Source organism: Kribbella jiaozuonensis (assembly GCF_005233875.1).
GTDB lineage: Bacteria > Actinomycetota > Actinomycetes > Propionibacteriales > Kribbellaceae > Kribbella > Kribbella jiaozuonensis.
This window is the reverse complement of the sequence record NZ_SZPZ01000001.1, coordinates 1,377,852-1,400,549: the sequence shown is the minus strand read 5'-3', so window position 1 is coordinate 1,400,549 and position 22,698 is coordinate 1,377,852. Positions and strand designations below refer to the sequence as shown.

Below are 22,698 nucleotides of genomic sequence, written 5' to 3'. Positions count from 1 at the left end.
CCTGCTCCACAGCCCCACCATCCCCCGTCGCGCTGTCACCCGCCTGACACCCCACTGGTACAACCCGCCAGTGTCCCGATATCTGCCCGATCAGCGAATATTCGCTGCGCGGAATATTCCCTCAGCGGTTCCCATCGGCGGCCGACCGGCCTATAGCTGTAGGTAAGGGACGTGGTCCCTGGGGGAGGCCACACAATTGGGGGAGGCTTCCATGGCGCAGACCAGCGCAAGCGACAACATCAAGACCGTCGAGTCGGTCTACGACGCGTTCGGCCGCGGCGACGTCGGCTTCATCCTCGAGCAGCTGACCGACGACGTCGACTGGGCATCCGTCTCCGAGGCAGCACCGGCACCCTGGCACGGGGTCAAGCACGGCAAGGCCGAGGTCCCGGACTTCTTCAAAGAACTCGCCGAAGCACTCACCGTCACCGAGTTCACCCCACTGGCGATCGCATCCAACGACACCGACGTAATGGCCATCATCCGCTTCGGCGCAACAAGCACCCGAACCGGCAAATCAGCCGTCATGGAACTCCACCACTGGTGGCGCTTCCGCAACGGCAAGATCTACCACTACCGAGGCACCGAAGACACAGCCCAAACAGCCCAACTACTCTCCGAAGACTGAACAAGCCACGGAGACTGCTCACTCCATCACCGCAGGTGAGCTGACTGCTCAACCCAGCCACGGAGCCGAGCGAAGCGAAGGCGCAAGGGGGTGCGGGTGGCGGAGCCCCCGCTTGCGGCAAGCGAAGCGCAGCCGCACAAAACGACGAAGGCGAGGTGGCCGACGCTTTCCGTCGGCACACCTCGCCCATCGCCTTCGTGGAGGTGGCGGGAATCGAACCCGCGTCCTTCGGCGGGGTTTCAAGACTTCTCCGGGCGCAGTCTGAATGGCGTTTTTCTCAGCCCCAGCGTTTGTACAGACATCTCGCTGACAGGCTCAGTCACTGTGAATGTCCCGTGCTAACCCCGTGACCGGGCTAGCACAGCAAGCTTCCTAGCTGAGGCCAGGAACCGGGTCGGAAGCATCCCCGGGCTGACCGCTACTTTAGTGCTCGGCCGTCAGGCGGCGAGAGCGTAGCTAGTGCGCGTTTTATTGGCACTTATTGGTTTCCAGAGATCGTTAACGAGATAACCCTGGATCCTCGGCCCGCTTCCCTTGGAACCAACGTCCAAAGTCGAAACCGTTCACCCCCTGTTGAGTTGTCAAACTCCCACCGCCCCGGAGGGTGGTGGAAGATCCACACTATCAAGTCCAACAGACCGACCGCACCTGACATTCCCCTACTTGATCAGGCGGAGGGTGAAGGGGTAGCGGAACTTGCCGGTGGCTGCGGTGGCCAGGCCGCCGATGCCGGTGAGGAGGAACCAGAGGATGCCGAGGATCGGGAAGAGGAACCCGAGGAAGCCGTGGGTGAAGCCGGTGAGGATGCCGAGGGCGGCGAAGGCGCCGACGGCGGTCAGCTGGAAGTTGAGGGCCTCGACGGCGTGGCGGCGTACTGCGGGGTTCTTCTGGCCGGTGGTGGCGACCACGATGGCGGGGCCGACGAAGAAGGTCGGGTAGCCGAGCCAGTGCGCGACCGTGCCCATCCCCCGCCCGTCACCCTCGTAGCGCTGGATCGGCGCCGGGCGGGTGAAGGCGGCCGGCGCGAACGTCGGGACGGGCCGTGCGACCAGGCCGTCGAACGTGCTGTTCAGCTCCGCGCGGGTGCGGGCCTTCAGGGCCTTCTCGAGCCGGAGGTCGAACTCCATGTGGTCGAGCCGGCCGTCGGCGTACATCTCTTTCAGGATCTCGACTGCGCGGTCCCGTTGGGCCGGCGTCACCAGCAGGTCTGAAGTGGACATGCTTCCACTCTGCGCGCGACCTGCCGTTCACCCCATCGGGTTCAGCCCGGAGCAGCCCCTGAGCGACCCCCGGTCAGTGACGGTGGCGGTCCGACAGGGCGCGCTGGGCCTCGCGGTTGGCCTGGCGCTCGGCCAGGGCGTGGCGTTTGTCGTAGTCCTTCTTACCGCGCCCGGTCGCGAGCTCGACCTTCGCGTACCCGTCCTTGAAGTACAGCGACAGCGGGATCAGTGACACACCCTGCTGCTCGACGGCCCGGATCAGCTTCTGCACCTCGTCCTTGTGCAGCAGCAGCTTCCGCGCCCGGCGCGGCTCGTGATTGGTCCACGTGCCGTGCGTGTACTCCGGGATGTGCATGCCCTGCAGCCACAGCTCGTTGCCGCGGACGGCGGCGAACGCGTCGACGAGGGAGGCCCGGCCCAGCCGGAGGGACTTGACCTCGGTCCCCGTCAGCACCAGCCCGGCCTCCACCACGTCCTCGATGTGGTAGTCGTGTCGCGCCTTCCGGTTCTGCGCGATCGGCTTCTGCTGGCCGGTCTGTTTCACCATCCGACCAGTATCGCAGGTCGCTCAGAGCCACTTCATCGGATTAATGACGTTGCCGTCCTGGTAGACCATGAAGTGCAGATGGCAGCCGGTCGAGTAGCCGGTCGTCCCGGACCACGCGATGATCTCGCCTCTGCGGACCCGCTCGCCGACATGGGCCTTGTACTTCGAGAGGTGGTTGTAGACGGTCGTGATCGAGCGACCGTCCATCACTCCGTGTGAGACGAAGAGCCGGTTCCCGTAGCCGCCGTTGTAGTACTTGTCCGTCACCACGCCGTCGGCCGCGGCGCGCACCGGCGTACCGCAGGGAGCGCGGAAGTCGGTGCCGTCGTGCAGCTTCCAGTAGTGCAGGACCGGGTGGAAGCGCATCCCGTACGGCGAGGTGATGTAACTGCTCACCGGGTAACTCAACCGACCGCCACCCGAACCGCCCGGGTCCGGGATGTTCCGCGGCGGCCGGTGCTCCTTGCGCGCCTTCTCCCGCTCGGCCTTCTCGGCCGCCGCCTTCCGCCGCGCGGTTGCTGCCTTCTCGGCCTTCGCCCGTGCGATCAGCAGCTGCTCGACCCGCGCCCGCTCACGCAGCAACGAGTTGTACTGCGCCAGCTCGGTGTTCTTCTCCTTCTCGGCGGCCTTGAACGCGATCAGCTTGACCTTCGCGACCGCCGCCGCCTCGGCCTTGTCGGCCGCGACCTGCTTGGTCAGCTCGGTGACCCGCTGTACGGTCGCCGCCGCCTCGGCCCGGGCCGCCTCGGATGCCTTCTCCGCGGCCGCGACCTTGACCCGACGGCTGGCGAGCTCCGCCTGCGCGTTGTTCAGGTTGGTGATCGCGTTGCTCTGGATGCCGAACACGTTCCGCTGGATCTGCATCCCGGTGGCGATGTCGGCGGGCGCGGCCCCGCGCAGCGCGATCGACAGCCCGACAAGACTGTTCTGCTGCTGGTACGCCGACCGTACGGCGCGACCGGCAACGGCCCGCTTCTCCGCGATCAGCTTCTCGCCGGCCTCGACGTCGGACACCGCCGTACGCAAGGCCGCCTCGGCCGCAGCAAGCTTGCCCGCGGCAACCGCATCGGCGGCCTTCGCAGCGGCCAGTTGGCCCTGCGCGGCGGCGTACCGGACCTGGACGGCCTGGTACTTCGTCTCGGCCTGGTTGTACGCGGCAACGGACTTGCCGAGCTGGTCGGACGCGTCGTCGAGATCGGCCTTCTGCTGACCGAGTTGCGCGTCGAGCTGTTTCTTCTTGGCGGCTGGATCCGGCGGTCTCGCCTCTGCCGACGGGGCAGACGGAACCGCCGCCAGGACTCCGGCGGACAGGGACAGGACAAGGCAGCAAGCGGCAACCACCGTCTGCCGGCCCGGCGGTCGCGTGCGTGATCGCTGGTACGGCGTGGTGGCGGTGCCGGTGCTGTCGTCTCGCTTGATGCTCCCCCGCTTGCGCGGGTTCGCACCGGGGAAGTGCGGGACCACAGGTCGACCCCTTGCTCTGGGTTCAGTTGTCGTGCGGTACAGGAGTTACGTCTGTTACTTCTGTGACTCCTGATACAGCACGATAGGTCACCCGGGTCAGACTTTGAGGTATTTCCGCGTCGTCAGGAATGTCGGGATCACGGCCAGGATCAGGCCGACCACGACCATGATCAGCGTCGCGCGGAAGGTTTCGGCCGCGCCGACCCACTGCCAGACCCGGAACGTCTCCTGGGCCCGCTGCATGACAACGAAGTACACCCCGACCCACAGGGTGCCGCAGGCAAAGACCGCGCCCACCAGGGCGGCCAGCACCGCTTCGAGCAGGAACGGCAGCTGGATATAGAAGTTCGAGGCGCCCACCAGGCGCATGATGCCTATCTCTCGTCTCCGGGCGTACGCCGCCAACCGGATCGTGTTGGAGATCTGCATCAGGGCGGCGACCAGCAGCAAGCCGGCCGATATCAGCGCGCCGACCTGCAACCCGTTGAGGGCCTTGAACAACGGATCGAGGTACTGCCGGAGGTCCTGCACGGTATCGACGCCCGGTAAGCCGCTGACCGCACTCACCAGGTTCTGATAGCGCTGGGGATCCTTCAGTTTGACCCGGAAGGACTCCTGCATCTGGTCCTGGGTGACCGTGCTGACGATCGGCGAGTCCTTGTACAGCTTCTTGAACGACTCGAACGCTTCGGACTTCGACTCCGAGAAGACGCCGTCGGGTGCGGTGTCGGGGTTGGTCTGGATGACCTGCTGGATCCGGTTCTTCTGCTCCTGGGTCACCTCGGTACCGCTGCAGCCGCGGCCGCCGGAGTCCTTGGTGCACAGGAAGACCGAGATCTGGATCTTGTCGTACCAGTTCCCCTTCATCAGGTCGACCTGCTCGCGGGCGAGCAGCGCGCTGCCGAACAGCGACAGCGAGACCCAGATCGTGACGACGACCGCGATCGTCATCGACATGTTCCGCCGCAGGCCGATACCGAGGTCGGAGAGGATGTAGTTCAAGCGCATCAGTCAGTCAGTCCCCTGGTCAGTGCTGGTAGCCGTAGACGCCGCGCGACTCGTCGCGGACGACGTGGCCGTTCTCCAGCTCGATCACGCGCTTGCGCATCTGGTCCACGATCGACACGTCGTGGGTGGCCATCACCACGGTCGTTCCGGTGCGGTTGATCCGGTCCAGCAGCTTCATGATGCCGACCGACGTCCCCGGGTCGAGGTTTCCGGTCGGCTCGTCGGCGATCAGGATCATCGGCCGGTTCACGAACGCGCGGGCGATCGCCACCCGCTGCTGCTCACCGCCGGACAGCTCGTCCGGCATCCGGTCTTCCTTGCCGTCCAGGCCGACCAGCTCGAGCACCTCGGGAACGGTCTTGCGGATGTGCGAGCGGGGCTTGCCGATCACCTGCAGCGCGAACGCCACGTTCTCCGCGACGGTCTTGTTCGGCAGCAGCCGGAAGTCCTGGAACACGGTCCCGATCTGGCGGCGCATCTGCGGGATCCGCCAGCTGGCCAGCCGGTTCAGGTCCTTGCCGGCGACCATGATGTGACCGCGGGTGGTCCGGTGCTCACGCAGTACCAGGCGCAGGAACGTCGACTTGCCGGACCCGGAGGTGCCGACCAGGAAGACGAACTCGCCTTTCTCGATCTCGACGTTGACGTTCAGCAGAGCGGCCTTGGACTGGCCCTCGTACGTCTTGGACACATTCTCGAAGCGGATCACGGGATCATCCGGCCGTGGTCGGGAACAGGAAGCGGCGCGACGGTAACCACGAAGTGCACCGTACGCCACCGGAGCGGCCGGCGATCAGTCTAGGCGCTCCCGGGCGTGCCGCCGACCAGGCCTGCCGGTCCGTACGGGCGCGTCCGATACCCGGTGCGTTTGAAACGCTCGTACGGCGCCTCAGGCAGGAGCCGGCGCGGCACCCGCGCCGTTGCCCGGCCGGGCGCTCGCGATCCGCGCGACGCCGGCATCGGGTTTGCGGCCGGCCTTGCGGGCAGCCTCGACATGCAACCGGGCCAGCTCGACGGCCTGGCGGGAGACCTTCACGGTCTTCTTCTCAGCCATTGTCACTGTCTCCCTCGACGACCTCGATGTCTGCATCCGCAATATCAGCGTACGCGGCCGCGCCGACCCGGTCGATCGCTACCGCGGCGGTCAGCGCGGCGACCAGGTCGTAGTCCTCCGGCTGTAACAACTCCGACCGCATGAGTGAGCGCAGCGTCACCACACCGGCGTCCGTGCCCGCGTCGTCCTCGCCGTCGAGGATCTGCTCGACCGCCCAGCGGACCATCCGCATCGTCTCCTCCCGGTGCCGCCAGGTGTCGAGCTCACGGTCGGACTTGCGGACCAGGTACGACCCGAGGAAGACGCCGCCGAGCGCGAGCAGCGGACTGAGCACCGTCATCACGACGCCGACGATCGAGATCCAGGTGGGGATCACGCACGCGCCTCCCAATTGCATGGTTTTGACCGGCTGATGATGTTACGAAGGAGCATTCCACCCGCCACCGACAAAGCTGACCCAGGATGACAAGGAGCGGTGTCACCGTGACCGACGAACCCGACATGTACGACGTGTTCGTACAAGGGACCGTGTTCTACGACATCGTGATGACCGGCCTGGAAACCGCCCCGACCACCGGGACCGAGATCTTCGCAGAAGGTATGGGGTCCTGCCCCGGCGGCGTCGCGAACTTCGCGATCGCGGCCGCCCGGCTCGGCCTGAAGAGCGGCCTGGCCGCCGTCTTCGGTGACGACGTGTACGCCGACTTCTGCTGGCGGACCCTGGCCGACCAGGAGGGTGTGGACCTGTCCCATTCGCGACGGATCGGCCACTGGCACTCGCCCGTCACCGTCTCGATGTCGATCGACCGGGATCGCGCGATGGTCACGCATGCCCACGAGGCGCCCGGCGACCCGAGCAAACTGGTCGGTCCCGGCCTGAAGACACGGTCCGCGATCGTGCCGGTCGCCGACGAGTTGCCCGGCTGGACGGTCGAGGCACGCGAGTCCGGTGCGCTGCTGTTCGGTGACGTCGGGTGGGATCCGACGGACGAGTGGTCGCCGGCCGTTCTCGACGTACTGGAAGGGTTCTACGCGTTCACGCCGAACGCGACCGAGGCGATGTCGTACACGCGGACCGACACGCCGAAGGCCGCCCTGCACAAGCTGGCCGAGCGGGTGCCGCTGGCAGTCGTGACGAACGGCGCGGACGGCGTACTGGCGATCGACTCGACGACCGGCGAGGAGGAGCAGGTGCCGGCGCTGCCGGTCCGCTCGTACGACCCGACGGGTGCCGGCGACGTCTTCCTCGCGTCGCTCGTGCTCGGGACGCTCCGCGGCTGGCCGCTGGCTCATCGGCTTGCGTTCAGCAACCTCTGCGCCGGCCTGTCGGTCCAGCACTTCGGCGGATCGCTCGCGGCGCCGGGCTGGGGCGACATCATCGACTGGGTCCGCGACCACAGCCGGCACCGGCCGGGCGACGTCGACCCGGCCATCCTCGAGCACTACACGTTCGTCGGCGACGTGCTCCCCGCCGGGCCGGTCCCGATCGTGCGGCGGGCGTCCGCGACCATCGCGCGCCAGTCGGACGCCTGAAGGATCACCTATCTGCCTGATGTGGGGCGCCGCCCGCCGATGGCTGGGTTCGAGGTGCCGATCGTGGCCCCCGGCAATCAGAAGCGGTCGATTCCCATGTCAGACCTGCAACGCACCCGACGGTCGTCCTGGTCCACGGCGCCTTCGCCGACCCGCCCTGCGGCCTGCGCTTCGACCGCCTGTGTCCGCACGTTCGTGGCGGCAATCGACGGCCCGGTCGAGCTGGTCGGTCATTCGTACAGCGGTGCCGTCATCACCCGGGCGTCCGCCGATCTCGCCAACGCGAGCCGCTTGGTCTATCTGGCTACCTGGGGGCTCGACGCCCGCGAGACCCTCGTCGAACTCCAAGCGCCTTTGCCGACCTCGATGCTCGCGTCCACTCGCGGCCGACGGACCACCCCGCCGGTGCGAGTACGCCACGCGCAGAAGGTCCCGCGGACCTGCTTGCGCGGCGAGCGGTCGCTCGGTCAGGGCCATCGGCCCACGACAAACGCCATCCGTCCCGAGTCCGCGACGTTTCTGGGAACGGATGGATGCCATCGCCCAGGTCATCGACGGTTCGCACGTGGCGTTCATCGCGAAGCAGGTCGAGGTCGCCGTCTCGGCCAACTCGACCGCGTGCTCGAACGATGTACGCCGAAAGTGGGCTAACGCCCGGGTGAGTATTTTTGACCAAACGCGATTGCGCTATTCCGCAATGTGCCACCGATCGACCGACCTCACCGTCCGCCCTCAATCGCGGCTGTCAAGGCAGCAACCAGGTCGTAGTCCTCCGGCTGCAGGAGCTCGGATCGGAGCAACGAGCGCAACGCCACCACACCTGCATCCATACTGGCCTCGTCACCGGCGATGACCTGGTCTACCGCCCACCGCGCCATCCGCATCGTCTCCTCACGGTGCTGCCAACTATCTAGCTGCCTGTCCGTCTTACGCACTAGGTAAGCCCCCAATGCCACGCCACCGATTGCGAGCACCGGACTTAGGCCGGCTACGACGAGACACACCACGGCCATCCAAGCCGGAGTCACGAAGACACTCTCGCGCTCATGTATCCTCCCGCGTCTGGGTTCTGGTCAATCGAGGTATGTACGAAAAAGCATTCCACCGACCGCAGTTGGCAACCAACACGGTTGCCGACAGCACCACCCGACGAGACTTCACCCAGACCCGCCGGGTCGGGTCTTCTTCGACCCCAGGCTGGCAATACGGGCAATGGCGGGCTCAGGGGCGCGCCCAGCACGCCTGGCGGATTCGACGTGCAACTGCGCCAACTCGATCTCCCGCTGGGACGGAGCCGAACCGACTCGGTCGATGGCCGCAGTTGCAGTCAGTGCGGCCACGAGGTCGTAGTCCTCTGGCTGCAGGAGCTCCGATCTCATCAGTGATCGTAACGTCACGATGCCGGCGTCCACGCCGGCCGTTTCATCGGCCAGGATGTGCTCTACAGCCCAGCGCACCGTCCGCATGGTCTCTTCTCGATGGCGCCACACGTCTCGATCGCGATCCGACATTCGCGTCAGATACGAACCGAGCAGCACGCATGCAACGAGAATGACAGGACTAAGCACGGTCAGGAGAAATGCGATCGTCGATAGCCAGCCGGGAATCACCGATCCTCCCCTGGGCGCATGGTGGTCCTCCGAAGTCTGTAACCGTAGCGGAACGACGATGCTACGGATGACCACACACCGCTAGCAACCGCTGACAACCGCTGACAACCGCTGACAACCGCTGACAACCGCTGAGGAGTAATCGTGCCGGTGAACGACAAGTCATGGGTCCAGGGTGTGTTCGTACAAGGAGCGGTCGTTTGCGACATGGTGATGCCGGCCACGAATCGGCCTCGACGACCGGGACCGAGATCTCCGCTGCGGATATGGAATCATGCCCTGGCGGCGCCGCGTTCTTTGCCATCGCCGCGGCCATGCTGGGTCTGACGATCGGCCTGGCAGCGGTGTTCGGAGACGACGTGTACGCCGACTTCTGTCAGCAGCCCTCGCCGATCAGGAGGGATCGATTCGTCGTATTCATGCCGTCTCGGTCACTGGCACTCGTCCGTGACGGTCTCGATGTCTCCTCCCTTCACCGACCTCGAAGGCTGCACGAACCGGCCGAACGGGTTCCGCTCCCGGTCGGTCAACGCCAACGGCGCCGACGGCGTGCTCGCAGAACCCGACGACCAGACAGGAACAGCAGGTTCCTGCTCCCCGTTCACTCGTACGACGGTTACCGGCGCGAGCGATGCCTTCCTGGCTTCACCCGTAGTCGGCACGCCCCGCGGGTGGCCAGTCGCGCATCGTTTTGGCATTCAGCAACCCCTGCGCGAGAGCCCAGTCCCGATAGTCCTCGAGCTTCCGCGACCATCGCCCGCCTCTCGGACGTATAAGCACGCACGTTGCTGCGGCTATCGTCGGTCACGACACAGCGCGCAGTTCGTCGAACCCCAACGGCAGGAACGGCTTGATGGTCGACACCCACCCGAGAATTTCGTCGAAGGTGATACGTCGAGCGCTGGTGCTTCGCCATTCCAGGAAGGCCAGTAGCTTTCCTCGCTCAGAATCGACGTCCGTCGACAGCAGAACCGACTCAAGATCGGACGAGCGGTCTATGTCGGGGTCCTGGACCAATGCCGCGATGGTCGACGGCGTTCCCATGCAAAGAGCGATTGCCAGCAGCAGGAGCGAGCCGCGCTCGGCATCGGCCTCCCCGCTCGGACCCACCAACCGATAGCGCAGGTTGCGGTCAGCGAGGACCCGCGCCTTGACGATTAGGTAGATGCTCAAGAACCGCTTGGCCCGACGCGGCGAGTCCGAAACCAAGGGAGCAACGTCCGCCAGCGCCAAAATCTCACCTTCCCGCAAGGTGAGCGCTTCAGCCAATTCACCATAGACATCTATGTCTACAACTTGATCTGCGACTGAGCCGGTGGTGGCCTGGTCCGGCCCGTCGGATGATGTCACCGGTGGCGCCAAATACCTTGTGGACTGCCCCCCGGCAGAACCCGGTTCTGCAGCGTTTCCTTGTATTTCTCTGGCAACGCTGGTCAGGAGATGCGCGGCGCGGCGCGGATCCATGTGAGGCAGGGTATAGGTGAGGTTGAAGATCTTCTCCAAATAGTCTGTAGGAGACGTCCAGGTAGGCTTCCCTGGCTGGCCGAGGAGCGACGGATGCCTTTCGCGCAGAGACTGCCTCAACCACCGCGGATCCACACCGACGACAACGACGAACAGACGCAAAGCGAGGAGCAGGTGGACTGCGTCGAGGACGTCAGTCACAGTGGTCGGATTACACCGATCCAGGTCATCGATGTACAAGACAATCCGGTCCAGCGTGTGTTCCTCGCCACCGCGGTCAAGAAGAGCTGCTCGAAGATGCTCATCAAGATCGCGTAGATCCCGGTGAGCGAGGGCGATGACACCCATGTACCGCTCGTAGTCCCCGCTGCTGGCACGTTCCGCAAGGTACCGTCGTAGCAACACCTCCCCGGTGAGCTCTGCCTTAGCCGCAGTTGCATCACGAAGCGCCTGCTCGGCGTTCATCAGCTCAGCCTGCGCTGCGGCGAGCTCGGCCGCGGCGATTTCCGCCAGCTTCTCTAGTTTCCTGACCTCTGTATCGTGCTCCGCCTTCAGCCGCAGCAGGCGCTCTTCGAGTGATTGCTGCAAGGCCTCGGCCGGGGCAAGCAACTTCCGAGCTAGCGCCGCCTGGCGTGTTAACCATGTACCAACCGCAGAGCCGATCGCGACCACCTGGGCCAGAACTGCAGCCATTGTTCCGACCCATTGATCGTGGTCGCGGAGCCAATCGCCGAGCACGATGCCGCCAACACCAACCAGCACGGCGGCGTAGACGGCGTAGGCCAGCGGCGTTCGATACCGAGGCCCCGAGGTTGCAAGGACTCTTGCTCGCGTCGCCAATTCGCCTACACGCTGAGCGGTCGTCCAAACATCGTGTGCTGTCTCTACCAGGGCCGGGACCCCGAGCTCGTTGGCGGCCCGGACGAGTTCATCGGTGAGACCTTGCTCCGAGGCCCGCAACTCGACGGCAGTCCACAGATCTCTACCACGCAACTGACGGGCCTTCTGCAGTGCCTTCTCGTGGCGCGTTTCGGCGTCGACGATCGCATGGTTCGCCGTCTCCAGGCGCGCGTTGGCCGCAACGACCTCGGCCGTCGCCGCGGAAGTCATTTGCCGAGCGCCTCCTACGCTCTCGACCGCTGCATCGAACGCCGCGCGATAGCGCGACTTCTGCGGATGCAGGGAGGCGAACACATGGTGGAGAAGGCTTGCCCATAGATTTCCCTCCGCATAGTGCCAGGCGCTGAACCAGACATGTTCGATTCCGGAGTGAAAGACCGCCTCCTCGGCACGACTTCGAGCCGCCAACAAATCGATGTTCTTCTGAACACGCTTCATAAAGAACGTCTTGCCGCTGCCCCACTCGCCGTACAGGCCGACTGCTAGCGGGGGCTCGAGCTGCTTGGACGCGATCAGAGCCGCGAGCGCCTGGGCATCGCCGTCGATCTCAAGAAGGTCCGGACGGCCCTCGACTGCGTCACCTGTGATCGACGGGATGACGAGGCGCCGCCCACCTTGGGCCGTGTCAATATGATCGTCCAGGCGGTGTCGCCAGGCGGCCGCCGCTTCTTCATTCCCCTGCATCTCGTACACGCGGATGAGATCGCGATAGGCATGGATACTGCCTGACTCTGCCGCGCGGCTGTATGCCGCTGCGGCGGCATCGAGTTCCGCCAGCTGCTCGTGCACGAATCCAAGATCGCGGTTGGCTTCGTCGACGCCAGACGCAGCCGCGTCGGCCATCAAAGCACGGGCCTCCTCAAGGTCCCCTTCGCGTAGCGCGATCTTTCCCAGGAGATGCTGGACAACAGGCTCGGGAGGTGTGATTCGGCGCAAAAGCGTCTTCGCCGCCACCAGATCTCCGGCATCCAGCGCCTCAAGTGCCATGCTTTGGACGTCAACTGACTCGGAGCTGCTCTCCTGCTGACCGGCCACCTGCTCACTGACTGTAAAAGCACCGCCAGCGAGCCTCGCCGTGAGACTGAAGACCGCGTCCCAACCGGCAGGCGTGAGATCGGTGATCAGCAGAACTCTATGTCCGTCCACGCGCTCGGCCTCGATATAGTCGAGGCTCGCCAGGCGTTCCAGGGACGGCTGCACATCCAGCAGCTCGTCCAGCCCCGGGACGTCGAAGGGCGCGCTAAGTGCCGGAGCGTTCTCGGTCGTGAAATGGCGCGCCAGATGGAGCAATACGTCCTGCATTTTCGGATCCACAGAACCATTCCCTCTCGCTGACGGTTCGGGAGTCCCAGCAGGGTACCCGCACACGGACTAGGGTCAGCAGATGCGCACGGGCTGTGGGACCGTGCGGGACTGGAGACGGTGTGATGAGTGGTGGGATCAGCAGGCGGCGGGTGCTGGGGCTCGGTGCCGGGCTGGCGGCGATGGCGGTGGCTGGGTGTGGATCCAACAGCGGGCGGCCCTCGAGTAGCGGCAGCGGCGACAAGCCGGCGCTCCAGCAGTGGTACCACCAGTACGGCGAGGCGGGAACGCAGCAGGCGGTCGAGAAGTACGCGAAGGCCTACCCGGACGCCACCGTGACGATCCAATGGTCGCCGGGCGACTACGAGAAGAAGGCCTCGACCGCGCTGCTGACCAACCAGGGTCCGGACACGTTCGAGTACCCGAACGGCCCGACGATCGACATGATCAAGGGCAACCAGGTCGTGGACCTCGGCGACATCCTGGGTGACGCGAAGAACGACTTCAACGTCGCGCTGGTCCAGCGGATGTCGTACCAGGGCAAGCTGTACGCGATCCCGCAGGTGATCGACATGCAGCTGATGGTCTACCGCAAGAGCATGCTGAGCGCAGCCGGCGTACAGCCGCCGCAGACCGTCGACGAGCTGCTGGCCGCGGCGAAGAAGCTGACCAACGACAAGGTGAAGGGTCTGTTCGTCGGCAACGACGGCGGGGTCGGCGTGCTCGGTGGACCTGCGCTCTGGTCGGCCGGTCTGGACTACCTGACCGCGGACAACCAGTTCGGGTTCGACGACCCGCGCGCGGCCGAGTCGCTGAGCAAGTTGCGCGAGCTCTGGACCTCGAAGGTTCTGTTGCTCGGGGCACCGACCGATTGGTCCGACCCGGCCGCGTTCACGCAGGGCCTGACCGCGATGCAGTTCACCGGGCTGTGGACGCTTCCCGTGATCGAGAAGGCGTTGCCGGGCGACTACGGCGTACTCCCCTGGCCGAAGCTCAACGCGACCACCGGCGAGGCGAGCGTCCCCGTCGGCGCCTATGGCGCGTGCGTGAACGCGAAGTCGAAGAACATCGACGCGGCGAAGAAGTACATCAGGTGGTTGTGGGTCGATCAGACCGACGACCAACTCGACTTCGCGCAGTCGTACGGCTTCCACGTCCCGGCGCGCAAGAGCCTGGCCGCGAAGGCGGACAAGCTGAAGTCCGGCCCGGCGGCGGACGCGGTCAAGCTGCTCAACGAGAACGGCCGCCCGCAGAACCCGATGCTCTGGTCACCCAAAGCCAGTACGGCGTACTCCGACGCGCTGAACCGGATCATCCGCAGCGGCGCCGACCCGGCCGCGGAGATCAAGAAGGTGAAGTCCGTCACCGAGGCCGAGCTGAAACGCATCGCCGGCTGAAACGAAACAGCCGCGGCCCCCACGAGTGGGAGCCGCGGCTGTTCGGAGTCAGACGACCTTGACGTTCTCCGCCTGCTGGCCCTTCGGGCCCTGGGCGATGTCGAACTCGACCCGCTGGTTCTCGTCGAGGCTACGGAACCCGTCGGTCTGGATGGTGGAGTAGTGGACGAAAACGTCCGCTCCGCCGCCGTCGACGGTGATGAAGCCGAAGCCCTTGTCGGCGTTGAACCACTTCACAGTTCCCTGTGCCATGTTGTTGCTCCCTTGTCAGAGATGAGGCGCACCGCGGTCGCGGCAGGCCCGGCGTTCGTCGCACCGGCGCGGCACACCATCTCTCGCAAGGAAAGATCGAGATAAACCACAGCTACTGAAACTAGACCTAGTACATCCAACCACGCCCGCGCCAAATTTGTTCCATCCGGCGTGGGCCGACGTGGCAGGCTTGGCCGCATGCTCTCCCTGCAACCGCTCACCGACGACGACCGCGAGCTGATCGAGCTGGCCCGCCGTACGGTCGATGCGAACACCGACGGACCCGACGGCGTCTACACGATGGGCGCCGCGGTCCGCGGGATCGACGGCCGGATGTACGCCGGTATCAACCTGTACCACTTCACCGGCGGTCCCTGCGCCGAACTGGTCGCCCTCGGCCGTGCCCGCGCGGACGGTGCCCGCGAACTCACCACGATCGTGGCCGTCGGCAACGAAGGCCGCGGCGTCGTCGGCCCGTGCGGACGCGACCGGCAGGTCCTGGTCGACTACCACCCGGGCATCCGCGTCATCCTGCCGACCGACGACGGCCCCAGGTCCGTCATCGCCACCGACCTACTCCCGGGCGCCTACCGCTGGACGCCTAACCCAGACTGATCTCACCGTCGCGGAACCACCAGGTGATGACCTCCGCCTCGAGCATGCCCGCCTGCACCGCCGGATCCTCCGCCGCGTGCTTGCGGGCCTCCTCGAGGCCGGTGCGGTAGACGCACAAACCCCGCAGTACCTGGTCATCGTGGTCCCGGAACGGGCCGGCCGCGCCCATCACGCCGGCCGCCCGCTTGCCGTCGAGGAAGTCGAGGTGGGCCTGCTGGATCCGGTCCGCCTCGTCCTCGGTGAAGTCCGTCGGAGTCGCCGGACGGCGGAGCAGGACCAGCGTGAGGCTCTCCATGCCCGGGCGCGGCGGCGTGCTCACACCAACCTCTGCGCGAGCATGAAGGCGTTGCCGTCCGGGTCGTAGAACGTGGCGAGGCGGACTTCGTCGGCGATCTGCCGGGTCTCGCCGTCGAAGCGGGTGTCCAGCGACTCCAGGTGCGCGCGGGACTTGTCGATGTCGTGGACGCCGAACGTGACCACGACCCCGCCGTCGGTCTTCGGGTCCTCGACCTGGCCGAGCCCGATCGAGATCCCGGGTAACGGCGTACTCAACTCGGCCCAGCCCCAGGACTCCAGCCGGTGTACGACCTCGAAGCCGAGGGCCCGCTCGTACCACTGCACGGCCCGCTCCAGGTCGGAAACGTCCAGCGCGCAGACCGCGCGCCCGTCGTACTCGATCCCACCCATAGTCCTGTTTTTATACTAAGCTTACTTTCGTGTCAACGCTTGCCCGCCTGGTTCATTTCCGCTGGGCCGTCCCGGTGCTGGCCGAGCTGCACCGCGGCCACGGCGGCCGCTTCGTCAACCTCAGCCACACCCTGGGTGTGAGCCGCGAGTCGCTGCGGCGGACGTTGACGTTCCTGACCGAGACCGGGCTGATCGAGCGCAACCCGGGAAAGGGCCACCCGCTGCGCCCGGAATACCTGCTGACCTCCCCCGTGCTCGGTGCATCGGCCGCCACGCTCACAGAACTGCTCGACGAACTGGACGTCACGGACGTGGGGCTGAAGAAGTGGTCGCTGCCGACGCTCACCCTGCTGGTCGGGGAACGCCGGTTCTCGGAGCTCCGGCGGGCGCTCCCGGACATCACGCCGCGCGCGTTGACGCTGACGCTGAAGGAGCTCGAGGCGGCGGACCTGATCAGCCGGACAGTCACCTCCGACTACCCGCCATCAACCGTCTACCTCGCCACGCCACCGGGTCTGCGGTTGGCTGAGGCTGCTCAGAAGCTCGGGATGATGTCCTTGCCGTAGGCGGCGAGGGTCTCTTCCTTGGCGTCGTGCTGCAGGTAGAGCGCGAACTGGTCGACGCCGAGATCCTTCAGCTCATTCAGACGGGTGAGGTGGTTCTCGACGGGGCCGAGGGTGCAGAAGCGATCGACGACCTCGTCGGGGACGAAGGTGGTGTGGGTGTTGCCGGCGCGGCCGTGTTCGGCGTAGTCGTAGCCCTTGCGGCCCTCGATGTAGTCGGTGAGGGCCTGCGGTACGGCGCCACTCGACCCGTAGCGCTCCACGATGTCCGCGACGTGGTTGCCGACCATGCCGCCGAACCAGCGGGTCTGCTCGCGCTGGTGTTCCAGGTCGTCGCCGACGTACGCCGGGGCCGCGACGCAGAACTTGATCGCCATCGGATCGCGCCCCGCCTGCTCGGCAGCACGCCGTACGGCGGTGATCATCCACTCGGCGATATCGGGATCCGCCAGCTGCAGGATGTAGCCGTCGCCGACCTCTCCCGTCGCGGCCAACGCCCGGGGACCGTACGCCGCGACCCACACGTCGAGCGCACCGTTGTCGACCCAGGCGAACTTCAGCTGCTGACCGCGGTACTCGACCGTCTCGCCGCGCGCGAGCGAACGCACGACCTCGACGCACTGCTTCATCTCGGCGATCGTCCCCGGCTTCGCGCCGAGTGTGCGCAGCGCGGAGTCGCCGCGACCGATCCCGCAGATCGTCCGGTTGCCGAACATCTCGTTCAGCGTGGCGAACTGGGACGCGATCACGGTCCAGTCCCGCGTCCCCGGGTTCGTCACCATCGGCCCGACGATCACCCGCTGCGTGCTGGCCAGGATCTGGCTGTAGATGACGAACGGCTCCTGCCAGAGCAGATGCGAGTCGAACGTCCACACGTAGTCGAACCCGGCGTCCTCCGCCTTCCGGGCCAGCTCCACGACCGTGGACGCGGGCGGATCACACTGGAACACCACACCGAAGTCCACGGCTCCCCCTTACATCAGGTACGACGACAGGCCACGCTTCAGGAACTTCCCCCGGCCCTTGCGGCCATGGTAGTTGCCGTCAGCCACGATTACCTCGCCGCGCGAGATCACGGTGCCCACCCGGCCCTGGATCTCGACCCCTTCGTACGCCGAGTAGTCCATGTTCATGTGATGCGTCTCGACGCCGATCCGCGTCGTACCGTTCGGGTCGTAGATCACCAGGTCGGCGTCGGATCCCGGCTGGACGATCCCCTTCTGCGGGTACAGCCCGAACATCCGGGCCGGCGTGGTCGCGATCGTCTCCACCCAGCGCTCGAGCGAGAGGTGGCCGTCGACAACACCCTGGAAGATCAGGTCGACACGATGCTCGACGCCGCCGATCCCGTTCGGGATCTTGGAGAAGTCGCCGATGCCCATCTCCTTCTGATCCTTCATGCAGAACGGGCAGTGGTCCGTCGACACGATCGCCAGATCGTTGCTCCGCAGCCCCTTCCACAGATCGCGAGCATGCGATTCGTGTTTGCTCCGCAGCGGTGTCGAGCAGACCCATTTCGCACCTTCGAAACCGGGCGCCCCGAGCTGGTCCTCCAACGTCAGATACAGGTACTGCGGACACGTCTCCGCGAACACGTTGCGGCCGGCGTCCCGCGCCTCGGCAACCTTGGCCAGCGCCTGACTCGCGGACAGGTGGACGATGTAGAGCGGGCAGTCCTGCGCGACCTCGGCCAATGCGATCGCGCGGTTCGTTGCCTCGGCCTCCAGTGCGGCCGGGCGGGTGATGCCGTGGTAGATCGGGTCGGTCTCGCCGCGTTCCAGCGCCTGCTGGACGAGTACGTCGATCGCGATGCCGTTCTCGGCGTGCATCATGATCATCGCGCCGTTGGCCCGCGCGGTCTGCATCGCGCGGAGGATCTGTCCGTCGTCGGAGTAGAAGACGCCCGGATACGCCATGAACAGCTTGAAGCTGGTGATGCCCTCGTCGGCGACCAGCTGGTCCATCGCCTTCAGCGCGTCGGTGTCGACGCCGCCGAGGATCATGTGGAACGCGTAGTCGATGTGGCACTCGCCCTCGGTCTTCGCGCGCCAGGCCGCCAGCCCGTCCTGCACCACCTCGCCGGTGCGCTGGATCGCGAAGTCGATGATCGTCGTGGTCCCGCCGTACGCCGCGGCGCGGGTCCCGGTGTCGAACGTGTCGCTGGCCGACGTACCGCCGAACGGCATCTCCATATGCGTGTGCGCGTCGATCCCGCCCGGGATCACATACTTGCCGGAGGCATCGATCACCTCGTTGGCGGTGATCGTCGGCGTGAACGACGGGTCGAGGACGGCAACGATCTTCTCGCCCTCGACCAGCACGTCCGCGACCCGCGTCCCGGTCGGTCCGACAACGGTTCCACCCTTGACCAGCAAAGACATCTATGCCACTCCCCTTTGAGCGGTAGCGCTTGTTTCATAGGAAGGAAAGAAGAGGGGGTTCGGGGGTTAAGGCTTCGTCAGGTCTCCGTAGGCGTCCGGGCGGCGATCGCGGTAGAACTGCCAGCGGTCCCGGACCGTGTCCAGCAGCCCGAGGTCCAGGTCGCGGATGATCAGTTCCGGATCGTGGTCATGGCCGACGTCCCCGACGAACTTGCCCTCGGGGTCCACGAAGTACGACGTACCGTAGAAGTCGTTGTCGCCGAACTCGGACTCGATGCCGACCCGGTTGATCGCCCCGATGAAGTACTCGTTCGCGACCGCGCTCGCGGGCTGCTCCAGCTTCCACAGGTACGCCGAGAGCCCGCGGCTCGTCGCCGACGGGTTGAACACGATCTTCGCGCCGGCCAGGCCGAGGGCCCGCCAGCCCTCCGGGAAATGCCGGTCGTAGCAGATGTAGACGCCGATCCGGCCGACCGCGGTGTCGAAGATCGGGTAGCCGAGGTTGCCCGGGCGGAAGTAGAACTTCTCCCAGAATCCCTTCACCTGCGGGATGTGGTTCTTCCGGTACTTGCCCAGATAGGTGCCGTCGGCATCGATCACGGCCGCGGTGTTGTACAGCACGCCCGGCTGCTCCTGCTCGTACACCGGGAGCACCATCACCATCCCGAGCTCCTGCGCCAGCGCGGCGAACCGCTCGGTCGTCGGTCCCGGCACGGACTCGGCGTACTCGTAGTACTCGGCGTCCTGCTTCTGACAGAAGTACGGCCCGTAGAACAGCTCCTGGAAACAGATCACCTTCGCACCCGCCGCGGCCGCCTGCCGCGCGTAGTCCTCGTGCGCCTTGATCATGGACTCTTTGTCACCGGTCCACGACGTCTGCACCAAGGCCGCCCTGACAACGTCTGCCACAAGACCTCCCCAAGTAGAGGTCCCATGCTCTATCCGTTCCCCACCAACCGTCAACGGATGCCGGGATCGGGGTCAGATCGTGATGGTGCGCGGGCTGCCGATCCGGACCCGGCCGCCGACAGTGGCGTGGGTCGGTGGTTCGTGGGTGGTGTGGAGGTGGGAGCCGGTGCCTTGGATGACGTGGAGGTTGCGGGTGAGTTGGGCGGTTAGTTGGGTTACGGCGGAGCCGGTGGCCTCGTCTTCGGGGACGGACATTGCGGGGGCGAAGGCTCGGGCTCGGATGATGCCGCGGGACTGGTCTTGCCAGGACCAGAGGAAGGTGTGGCCGGCGTCGTACGTCGTGGGGTCGGCGGTGAGGACTGCTTCGGGTGAGTCGAGGTGGTGCCAGTCCCAGGTGCTGCCCCAGGTGGTGTCGGCGCGGACGGAGAAGATGTCGTCGCTGCGGGTGACTGCGATGGGGCCGGCGGGGACGTGGAGGGTGTCGACCGGGTGGCCGGTGGCGTGGAGCCAGGCGGCTGCGCCGACGGTTGGGTGGCCGGCGAAGGGCATCTCGGCGGTGGCGGAGTAGATGCGGAGGGTGCCGGTCGGCGCGTCTTCGACGTACACGGTTTCGCTGTAGCCGAGGGCGGTGGCCACCGCCTGGCGGTCGGACTCGGGGACGAGGGCGCCGTCGACGATGCCGAGAGGGTTACCGAATCGGCCGTCGGGGTCGGTGAAGACCCGGACGACCTCGACGTGCAGGTCGGTCAACTACAGGACTGCGATTGCGGCGATCACTGCGATCAGCAGTACGGCGGCACCGATGACGGCGAGCACGCGGCCGTTGATCTTGGGATCGCGGGTCGTCTCGGTCGCGCCCTCGTTGACGAACGCACGGAACATCTGCGTGTTCGCGCCCGGGTCCTGCTCGTTGTCCACGTTCTGCGGGACGTTCTGGTCAGCCATGGGCCAAGACCCTACCTGCCGCCGGGATCGGCCCGGCAGACCGCCCGCCGAAGCCTCACACAGACCTGATGTACCATTTGGTACATGCGCTTCGATCACTCCAGCACGATCCAGGCCTCAGCAGAGGTGGTCTGGGATGTTTTCAGCGACGTCGAGCGGTGGCCCGACTGGACCCCGACCGTCGATTCCGTCGAGCGGCTCGACGCGGGCCGCATCCACATCGGCGCCCGCACCCGCATCCGCCAGCCCAAGCTCCCGGTCGCCGTCTGGGAGGTGACCGAGCTGAAGGACGGCGAGTACTTCGAATGGGTCTCGAAGGCGCCCGGGATCAAGACGACCGGCGGCCACCGCGTGATCAGGACCCCGGAAGGCACGGTCGCGACCGCGACGATCATCCAGGAGGGTCCGCTCGGCTGGCTCTTCGGCAGGCTGTACGCGGGCCTGACCAGGCGCTACATCGCCACGGAGACGGCGAAGCTGAAGGAGATCAGTGAGTCGCGACAGTCTGCTGGCTGACGCGGTCGAGCATTTCGCCAAGAACGGGATCGGCGACGCCAGCCTGCGCAGTATCGCGACCTCGGTCGGCACCAGTCACCGGATGCTGATCTACCACTTCGGCTCACGCGAAGGGCTGCTGGCCGAGGTGGTCCGCACGGTCGAGCAGCAACAGCGCGACCTGCTGGCCGAGGTGCTGGCGACCGATCTCCCGATCGCCGAGCAGAGCGAACTGTTCTGGCGCCGGGTGACCGAGGCGGCGCTGATCTACGGCCCGTTGTTCTTCGAGCTCAGTGCGCACGCGATGCAGGACCTGCCGCACACTGAGTCGCTCAAGGCGGACCTGATCAACGTCTGGCTGCCGCCATTGATCGAGCTGTGTATCCGCGCGGGTCTGCCGGCCGACGAGGCACCGGCGTACGCGCGGCTCGGTCTGGCGGCTTCCCGCGGCCTGCTGTTCGATCTGCTGCTGACGGGCGATCACGCGGGCGTCGACGAGGCGTCCGCGCTGCTCAACCGGCTGTTCAGTCTCCCGGTTGAGTAGGCGTCTCGACCCAGCCGGCCACGATCGGCAGCCGCGATTCACGCAGTACGGCGGTGAACGCGAACGGCCGGTCCAGCGCGAGGTCGAGCCGACGCTGCTTGGTCGTGATCATCGCGGCGCGGGTCATCGCCATCGCGGTGACGGCGGCGGCCTCGAAACCGGTCGCGAAGAAGCGGGCGAGCACCTTCTGCTTTGCCTGGCCGACCCGGAGTGGCGTGGGGCTGAGTGCGCTGAAGTGGCCGTGATCTCCAGGATCCGAGGTGACAGCGGTCAGGCCGAAGAGCTCGCGTGACTGCATCAGGTCGTGCTCGACCTCGACGCTGAACGACGGCAACGAAACCCGCAGATCCGGACGGGCCGACGTCGTCTGCGCGATCCGCACCCCAGGCGCGATTTCGTCCCCAGGCTCCCCCAACTCGATCAGCGCCCGGCCGGAGACACCTCCAGCTGGGTCGGCGTTCAGCAGGCCTGTCAACACATCTGCCCGCGGGGTGTGCGGCTGTCCGATCCCAAGCAGTACGTCGACGTCGGCATCACCTTGGACAGTGACTACGGTCAGGTCGTCGTACCGCCGTACCGCGTCCAGATCGGAGTCGACGCGCTCCAGCCAGTGCCACGAACCGGTCCACGGGCCGTTCGGTACGTGGCGGACCTGCTCGGTGAACGGACGGACCCAGGTCGTGCGGAGCAGCAGGGCCGATGCGAGGACGAGGAGTACGTCGGGGTCGAGCTCGAGCGGCATCTCGCGAATGAGGTCGTCGGTGTGATCCGCGGCCCACGCGTCGAGCTTCGGCTTGTCCACGCTCGGGTTGCCGGTCAGCATGCCGACGAGCGGCGCGGGCATCACGGCATCGAAGGACTCCGCGAGCTTCAACTGCTCGCTCACCCACACACCGAGCGCGGCGTGCAGGTCGGCGGATTCTTCGATCGCCTCGATCAGCCGGATCGCGTCGGTCGAGCCGTTCGCCGCGTCCACCCCGGCGGCCGCGGCCAGCTCGCTCCGACCGGGCTCGTCGGCGCCCGTCGCCAGCAGCGCCAGGAGCGGCCACAACCCGAGCCCGGACACCACGGTGTTACCCGCCGGCAGGCTCGTGGCCCAGCGGGTGGTGAGGTCGTTGACTGCGCGCACGATGTCGGCGTCCATACCTCAACACTGCCACAGACCGCGCAATGACGGTGA

26 protein-coding genes and 1 other RNA gene are annotated in these 22,698 nt (G+C 66.3%); 7 read left to right on the top strand and 20 right to left on the bottom strand.

Translation table 11 applies throughout. The features are described 5' to 3' along the window. Window positions 1-211 precede the first annotated feature (211 nt). On the top strand, window positions 212-628 hold the full coding sequence (locus tag FDA38_RS06740) for a nuclear transport factor 2 family protein (protein ID WP_137253168.1): 417 nt from the start codon (window positions 212-214) through the stop codon (window positions 626-628). A 195-nt stretch (window positions 629-823) separates the two neighbouring features. Here FDA38_RS06740 and ssrA read toward each other — a convergent pair. The 8 genes from ssrA to FDA38_RS06705 form a co-directional block, all read right to left on the bottom strand. Beyond that, window positions 824-1,199: a transfer-messenger RNA gene (gene ssrA, locus FDA38_RS06735) on the bottom strand. An 88-nt stretch (window positions 1,200-1,287) separates the two neighbouring features. Then, window positions 1,288-1,848, bottom strand: coding sequence for a DUF1707 and DUF4870 domain-containing protein (locus FDA38_RS06730; RefSeq protein ID WP_137253167.1), 561 nt, complete (start codon window positions 1,846-1,848; stop codon window positions 1,288-1,290). Between the two features lie 73 nt (window positions 1,849-1,921). Continuing rightward, a complete protein-coding gene (gene smpB, locus FDA38_RS06725; RefSeq protein ID WP_137253166.1) occupies window positions 1,922-2,395 on the bottom strand; it encodes an SsrA-binding protein SmpB in 474 nt (157 codons plus the stop codon). A 21-nt stretch (window positions 2,396-2,416) separates the two neighbouring features. Next, window positions 2,417-3,859 (bottom strand): M23 family metallopeptidase, encoded by a 1,443-nt coding sequence (locus FDA38_RS06720; protein WP_137253165.1) that lies wholly within the window; start codon window positions 3,857-3,859, stop codon window positions 2,417-2,419. Window positions 3,860-3,955: 96 nt separating this feature from the next. Then, window positions 3,956-4,867 (bottom strand): permease-like cell division protein FtsX, encoded by a 912-nt coding sequence (gene ftsX / locus FDA38_RS06715; protein WP_137253164.1) that lies wholly within the window; start codon window positions 4,865-4,867, stop codon window positions 3,956-3,958. Between the two features lie 19 nt (window positions 4,868-4,886). Next, window positions 4,887-5,576 (bottom strand): cell division ATP-binding protein FtsE, encoded by a 690-nt coding sequence (gene ftsE / locus FDA38_RS06710; RefSeq protein ID WP_130444829.1) that lies wholly within the window; start codon window positions 5,574-5,576, stop codon window positions 4,887-4,889. Between the two features lie 180 nt (window positions 5,577-5,756). Next, entirely contained in the window at window positions 5,757-5,921 is a 165-nt protein-coding gene (locus tag FDA38_RS42100; RefSeq protein WP_157997087.1) for a hypothetical protein, read from the bottom strand. Beyond that, window positions 5,914-6,297 (bottom strand): hypothetical protein, encoded by a 384-nt coding sequence (locus FDA38_RS06705; protein ID WP_233714559.1) that lies wholly within the window; start codon window positions 6,295-6,297, stop codon window positions 5,914-5,916. Before FDA38_RS06705 ends, FDA38_RS42100 begins: the two co-directional genes overlap by 8 nt. Before the next feature lie 107 nt (window positions 6,298-6,404). On the opposite strand from FDA38_RS06705, the gene FDA38_RS06700 reads away from it, so the two are divergent. Then, complete coding sequence (locus FDA38_RS06700) at window positions 6,405-7,454, top strand: carbohydrate kinase family protein (protein WP_233714558.1); 1,050 nt, start codon at window positions 6,405-6,407, stop codon at window positions 7,452-7,454. 719 nt (window positions 7,455-8,173) lie between these two features. Here the strand turns inward: FDA38_RS06700 and FDA38_RS42615 are convergent. From FDA38_RS42615 to FDA38_RS06675, 3 genes are all read right to left on the bottom strand, one after another. Continuing rightward, window positions 8,174-8,332: a hypothetical protein gene (locus FDA38_RS42615; protein WP_202877573.1), complete on the bottom strand. Its 159-nt coding sequence runs from the start codon at window positions 8,330-8,332 to the stop codon at window positions 8,174-8,176. A 279-nt stretch (window positions 8,333-8,611) separates the two neighbouring features. Then, on the bottom strand, window positions 8,612-9,064 hold the full coding sequence (locus FDA38_RS06685) for a hypothetical protein (RefSeq protein ID WP_202877572.1): 453 nt from the start codon (window positions 9,062-9,064) through the stop codon (window positions 8,612-8,614). A gap of 804 nt (window positions 9,065-9,868) precedes the next feature. Beyond that, the gene (locus FDA38_RS06675; RefSeq protein ID WP_137253161.1) at window positions 9,869-12,742 is read right to left on the bottom strand and encodes a P-loop NTPase fold protein; all 2,874 of its coding nucleotides are present in this window, start codon (window positions 12,740-12,742) and stop codon (window positions 9,869-9,871) included. 113 nt (window positions 12,743-12,855) lie between these two features. On the opposite strand from FDA38_RS06675, the gene FDA38_RS06670 reads away from it, so the two are divergent. Continuing rightward, on the top strand, window positions 12,856-14,127 hold the full coding sequence (locus tag FDA38_RS06670) for an ABC transporter substrate-binding protein (RefSeq protein WP_137253160.1): 1,272 nt from the start codon (window positions 12,856-12,858) through the stop codon (window positions 14,125-14,127). Between the two features lie 48 nt (window positions 14,128-14,175). Here FDA38_RS06670 and FDA38_RS06665 read toward each other — a convergent pair whose 3' ends face one another. Further along, window positions 14,176-14,379 (bottom strand): cold-shock protein, encoded by a 204-nt coding sequence (locus tag FDA38_RS06665; RefSeq protein WP_134104957.1) that lies wholly within the window; start codon window positions 14,377-14,379, stop codon window positions 14,176-14,178. 198 nt (window positions 14,380-14,577) lie between these two features. Between FDA38_RS06665 and FDA38_RS06660 the strand changes: the two genes are divergently transcribed. Further along, entirely contained in the window at window positions 14,578-14,994 is a 417-nt protein-coding gene (locus FDA38_RS06660) for a cytidine deaminase family protein (RefSeq protein WP_137253159.1), read from the top strand. Here FDA38_RS06660 and FDA38_RS06655 read toward each other — a convergent pair. Together FDA38_RS06655 and FDA38_RS06650 are read right to left on the bottom strand one after the other, a co-directional pair. Then, complete coding sequence (locus FDA38_RS06655; RefSeq protein ID WP_137253158.1) at window positions 14,981-15,313, bottom strand: YciI family protein; 333 nt, start codon at window positions 15,311-15,313, stop codon at window positions 14,981-14,983. The two genes, FDA38_RS06660 and FDA38_RS06655, sit on opposite strands and share 14 nt — an antisense overlap. After that, window positions 15,310-15,681 carry a VOC family protein gene (locus tag FDA38_RS06650; protein ID WP_137253157.1) on the bottom strand — a complete coding sequence of 124 codons (372 nt, stop codon included), beginning with the start codon at window positions 15,679-15,681 and terminating at the stop codon, window positions 15,310-15,312. The genes FDA38_RS06655 and FDA38_RS06650 overlap by 4 nt, the downstream gene beginning before the upstream one ends. 29 nt (window positions 15,682-15,710) lie before the next feature. Here FDA38_RS06650 and FDA38_RS06645 point away from each other — a divergent pair, with 29 nt between their 5' ends. Next, window positions 15,711-16,247, top strand: coding sequence for a winged helix-turn-helix transcriptional regulator (locus FDA38_RS06645; protein ID WP_137253156.1), 537 nt, complete (start codon window positions 15,711-15,713; stop codon window positions 16,245-16,247). Here the strand turns inward: FDA38_RS06645 and FDA38_RS06640 are convergent. The 5 genes from FDA38_RS06640 to FDA38_RS06620 form a co-directional block, all read right to left on the bottom strand. Further along, the gene (locus FDA38_RS06640) at window positions 16,217-17,209 is read right to left on the bottom strand and encodes a TIGR03842 family LLM class F420-dependent oxidoreductase (RefSeq protein ID WP_137253155.1); all 993 of its coding nucleotides are present in this window, start codon (window positions 17,207-17,209) and stop codon (window positions 16,217-16,219) included. The two genes, FDA38_RS06645 and FDA38_RS06640, sit on opposite strands and share 31 nt — an antisense overlap. A 9-nt stretch (window positions 17,210-17,218) precedes the next feature. Then, complete coding sequence (hydA, locus tag FDA38_RS06635; RefSeq protein WP_137253154.1) at window positions 17,219-18,625, bottom strand: dihydropyrimidinase; 1,407 nt, start codon at window positions 18,623-18,625, stop codon at window positions 17,219-17,221. 66 nt (window positions 18,626-18,691) lie between these two features. Continuing rightward, window positions 18,692-19,534 carry a nitrilase-related carbon-nitrogen hydrolase gene (locus tag FDA38_RS06630; protein ID WP_137253153.1) on the bottom strand — a complete coding sequence of 281 codons (843 nt, stop codon included), beginning with the start codon at window positions 19,532-19,534 and terminating at the stop codon, window positions 18,692-18,694. A gap of 72 nt (window positions 19,535-19,606) precedes the next feature. After that, window positions 19,607-20,284 carry a PhzF family phenazine biosynthesis protein gene (locus tag FDA38_RS06625; RefSeq protein WP_137253152.1) on the bottom strand — a complete coding sequence of 226 codons (678 nt, stop codon included), beginning with the start codon at window positions 20,282-20,284 and terminating at the stop codon, window positions 19,607-19,609. Beyond that, entirely contained in the window at window positions 20,285-20,479 is a 195-nt protein-coding gene (locus tag FDA38_RS06620; protein ID WP_137253151.1) for a hypothetical protein, read from the bottom strand. Between the two features lie 84 nt (window positions 20,480-20,563). Between FDA38_RS06620 and FDA38_RS06615 the strand changes: the two genes are divergently transcribed. Next, window positions 20,564-20,995: an SRPBCC family protein gene (locus FDA38_RS06615; RefSeq protein WP_137253150.1), complete on the top strand. Its 432-nt coding sequence runs from the start codon at window positions 20,564-20,566 to the stop codon at window positions 20,993-20,995. Further along, window positions 20,970-21,518: a TetR/AcrR family transcriptional regulator gene (locus tag FDA38_RS06610; protein ID WP_137253149.1), complete on the top strand. Its 549-nt coding sequence runs from the start codon at window positions 20,970-20,972 to the stop codon at window positions 21,516-21,518. The genes FDA38_RS06615 and FDA38_RS06610 overlap by 26 nt, the downstream gene beginning before the upstream one ends. Here FDA38_RS06610 and FDA38_RS06605 read toward each other — a convergent pair. Then, on the bottom strand, window positions 21,499-22,662 hold the full coding sequence (locus FDA38_RS06605; protein ID WP_137253148.1) for a serpin family protein: 1,164 nt from the start codon (window positions 22,660-22,662) through the stop codon (window positions 21,499-21,501). The two genes, FDA38_RS06610 and FDA38_RS06605, sit on opposite strands and share 20 nt — an antisense overlap. Window positions 22,663-22,698 lie beyond the last annotated feature (36 nt).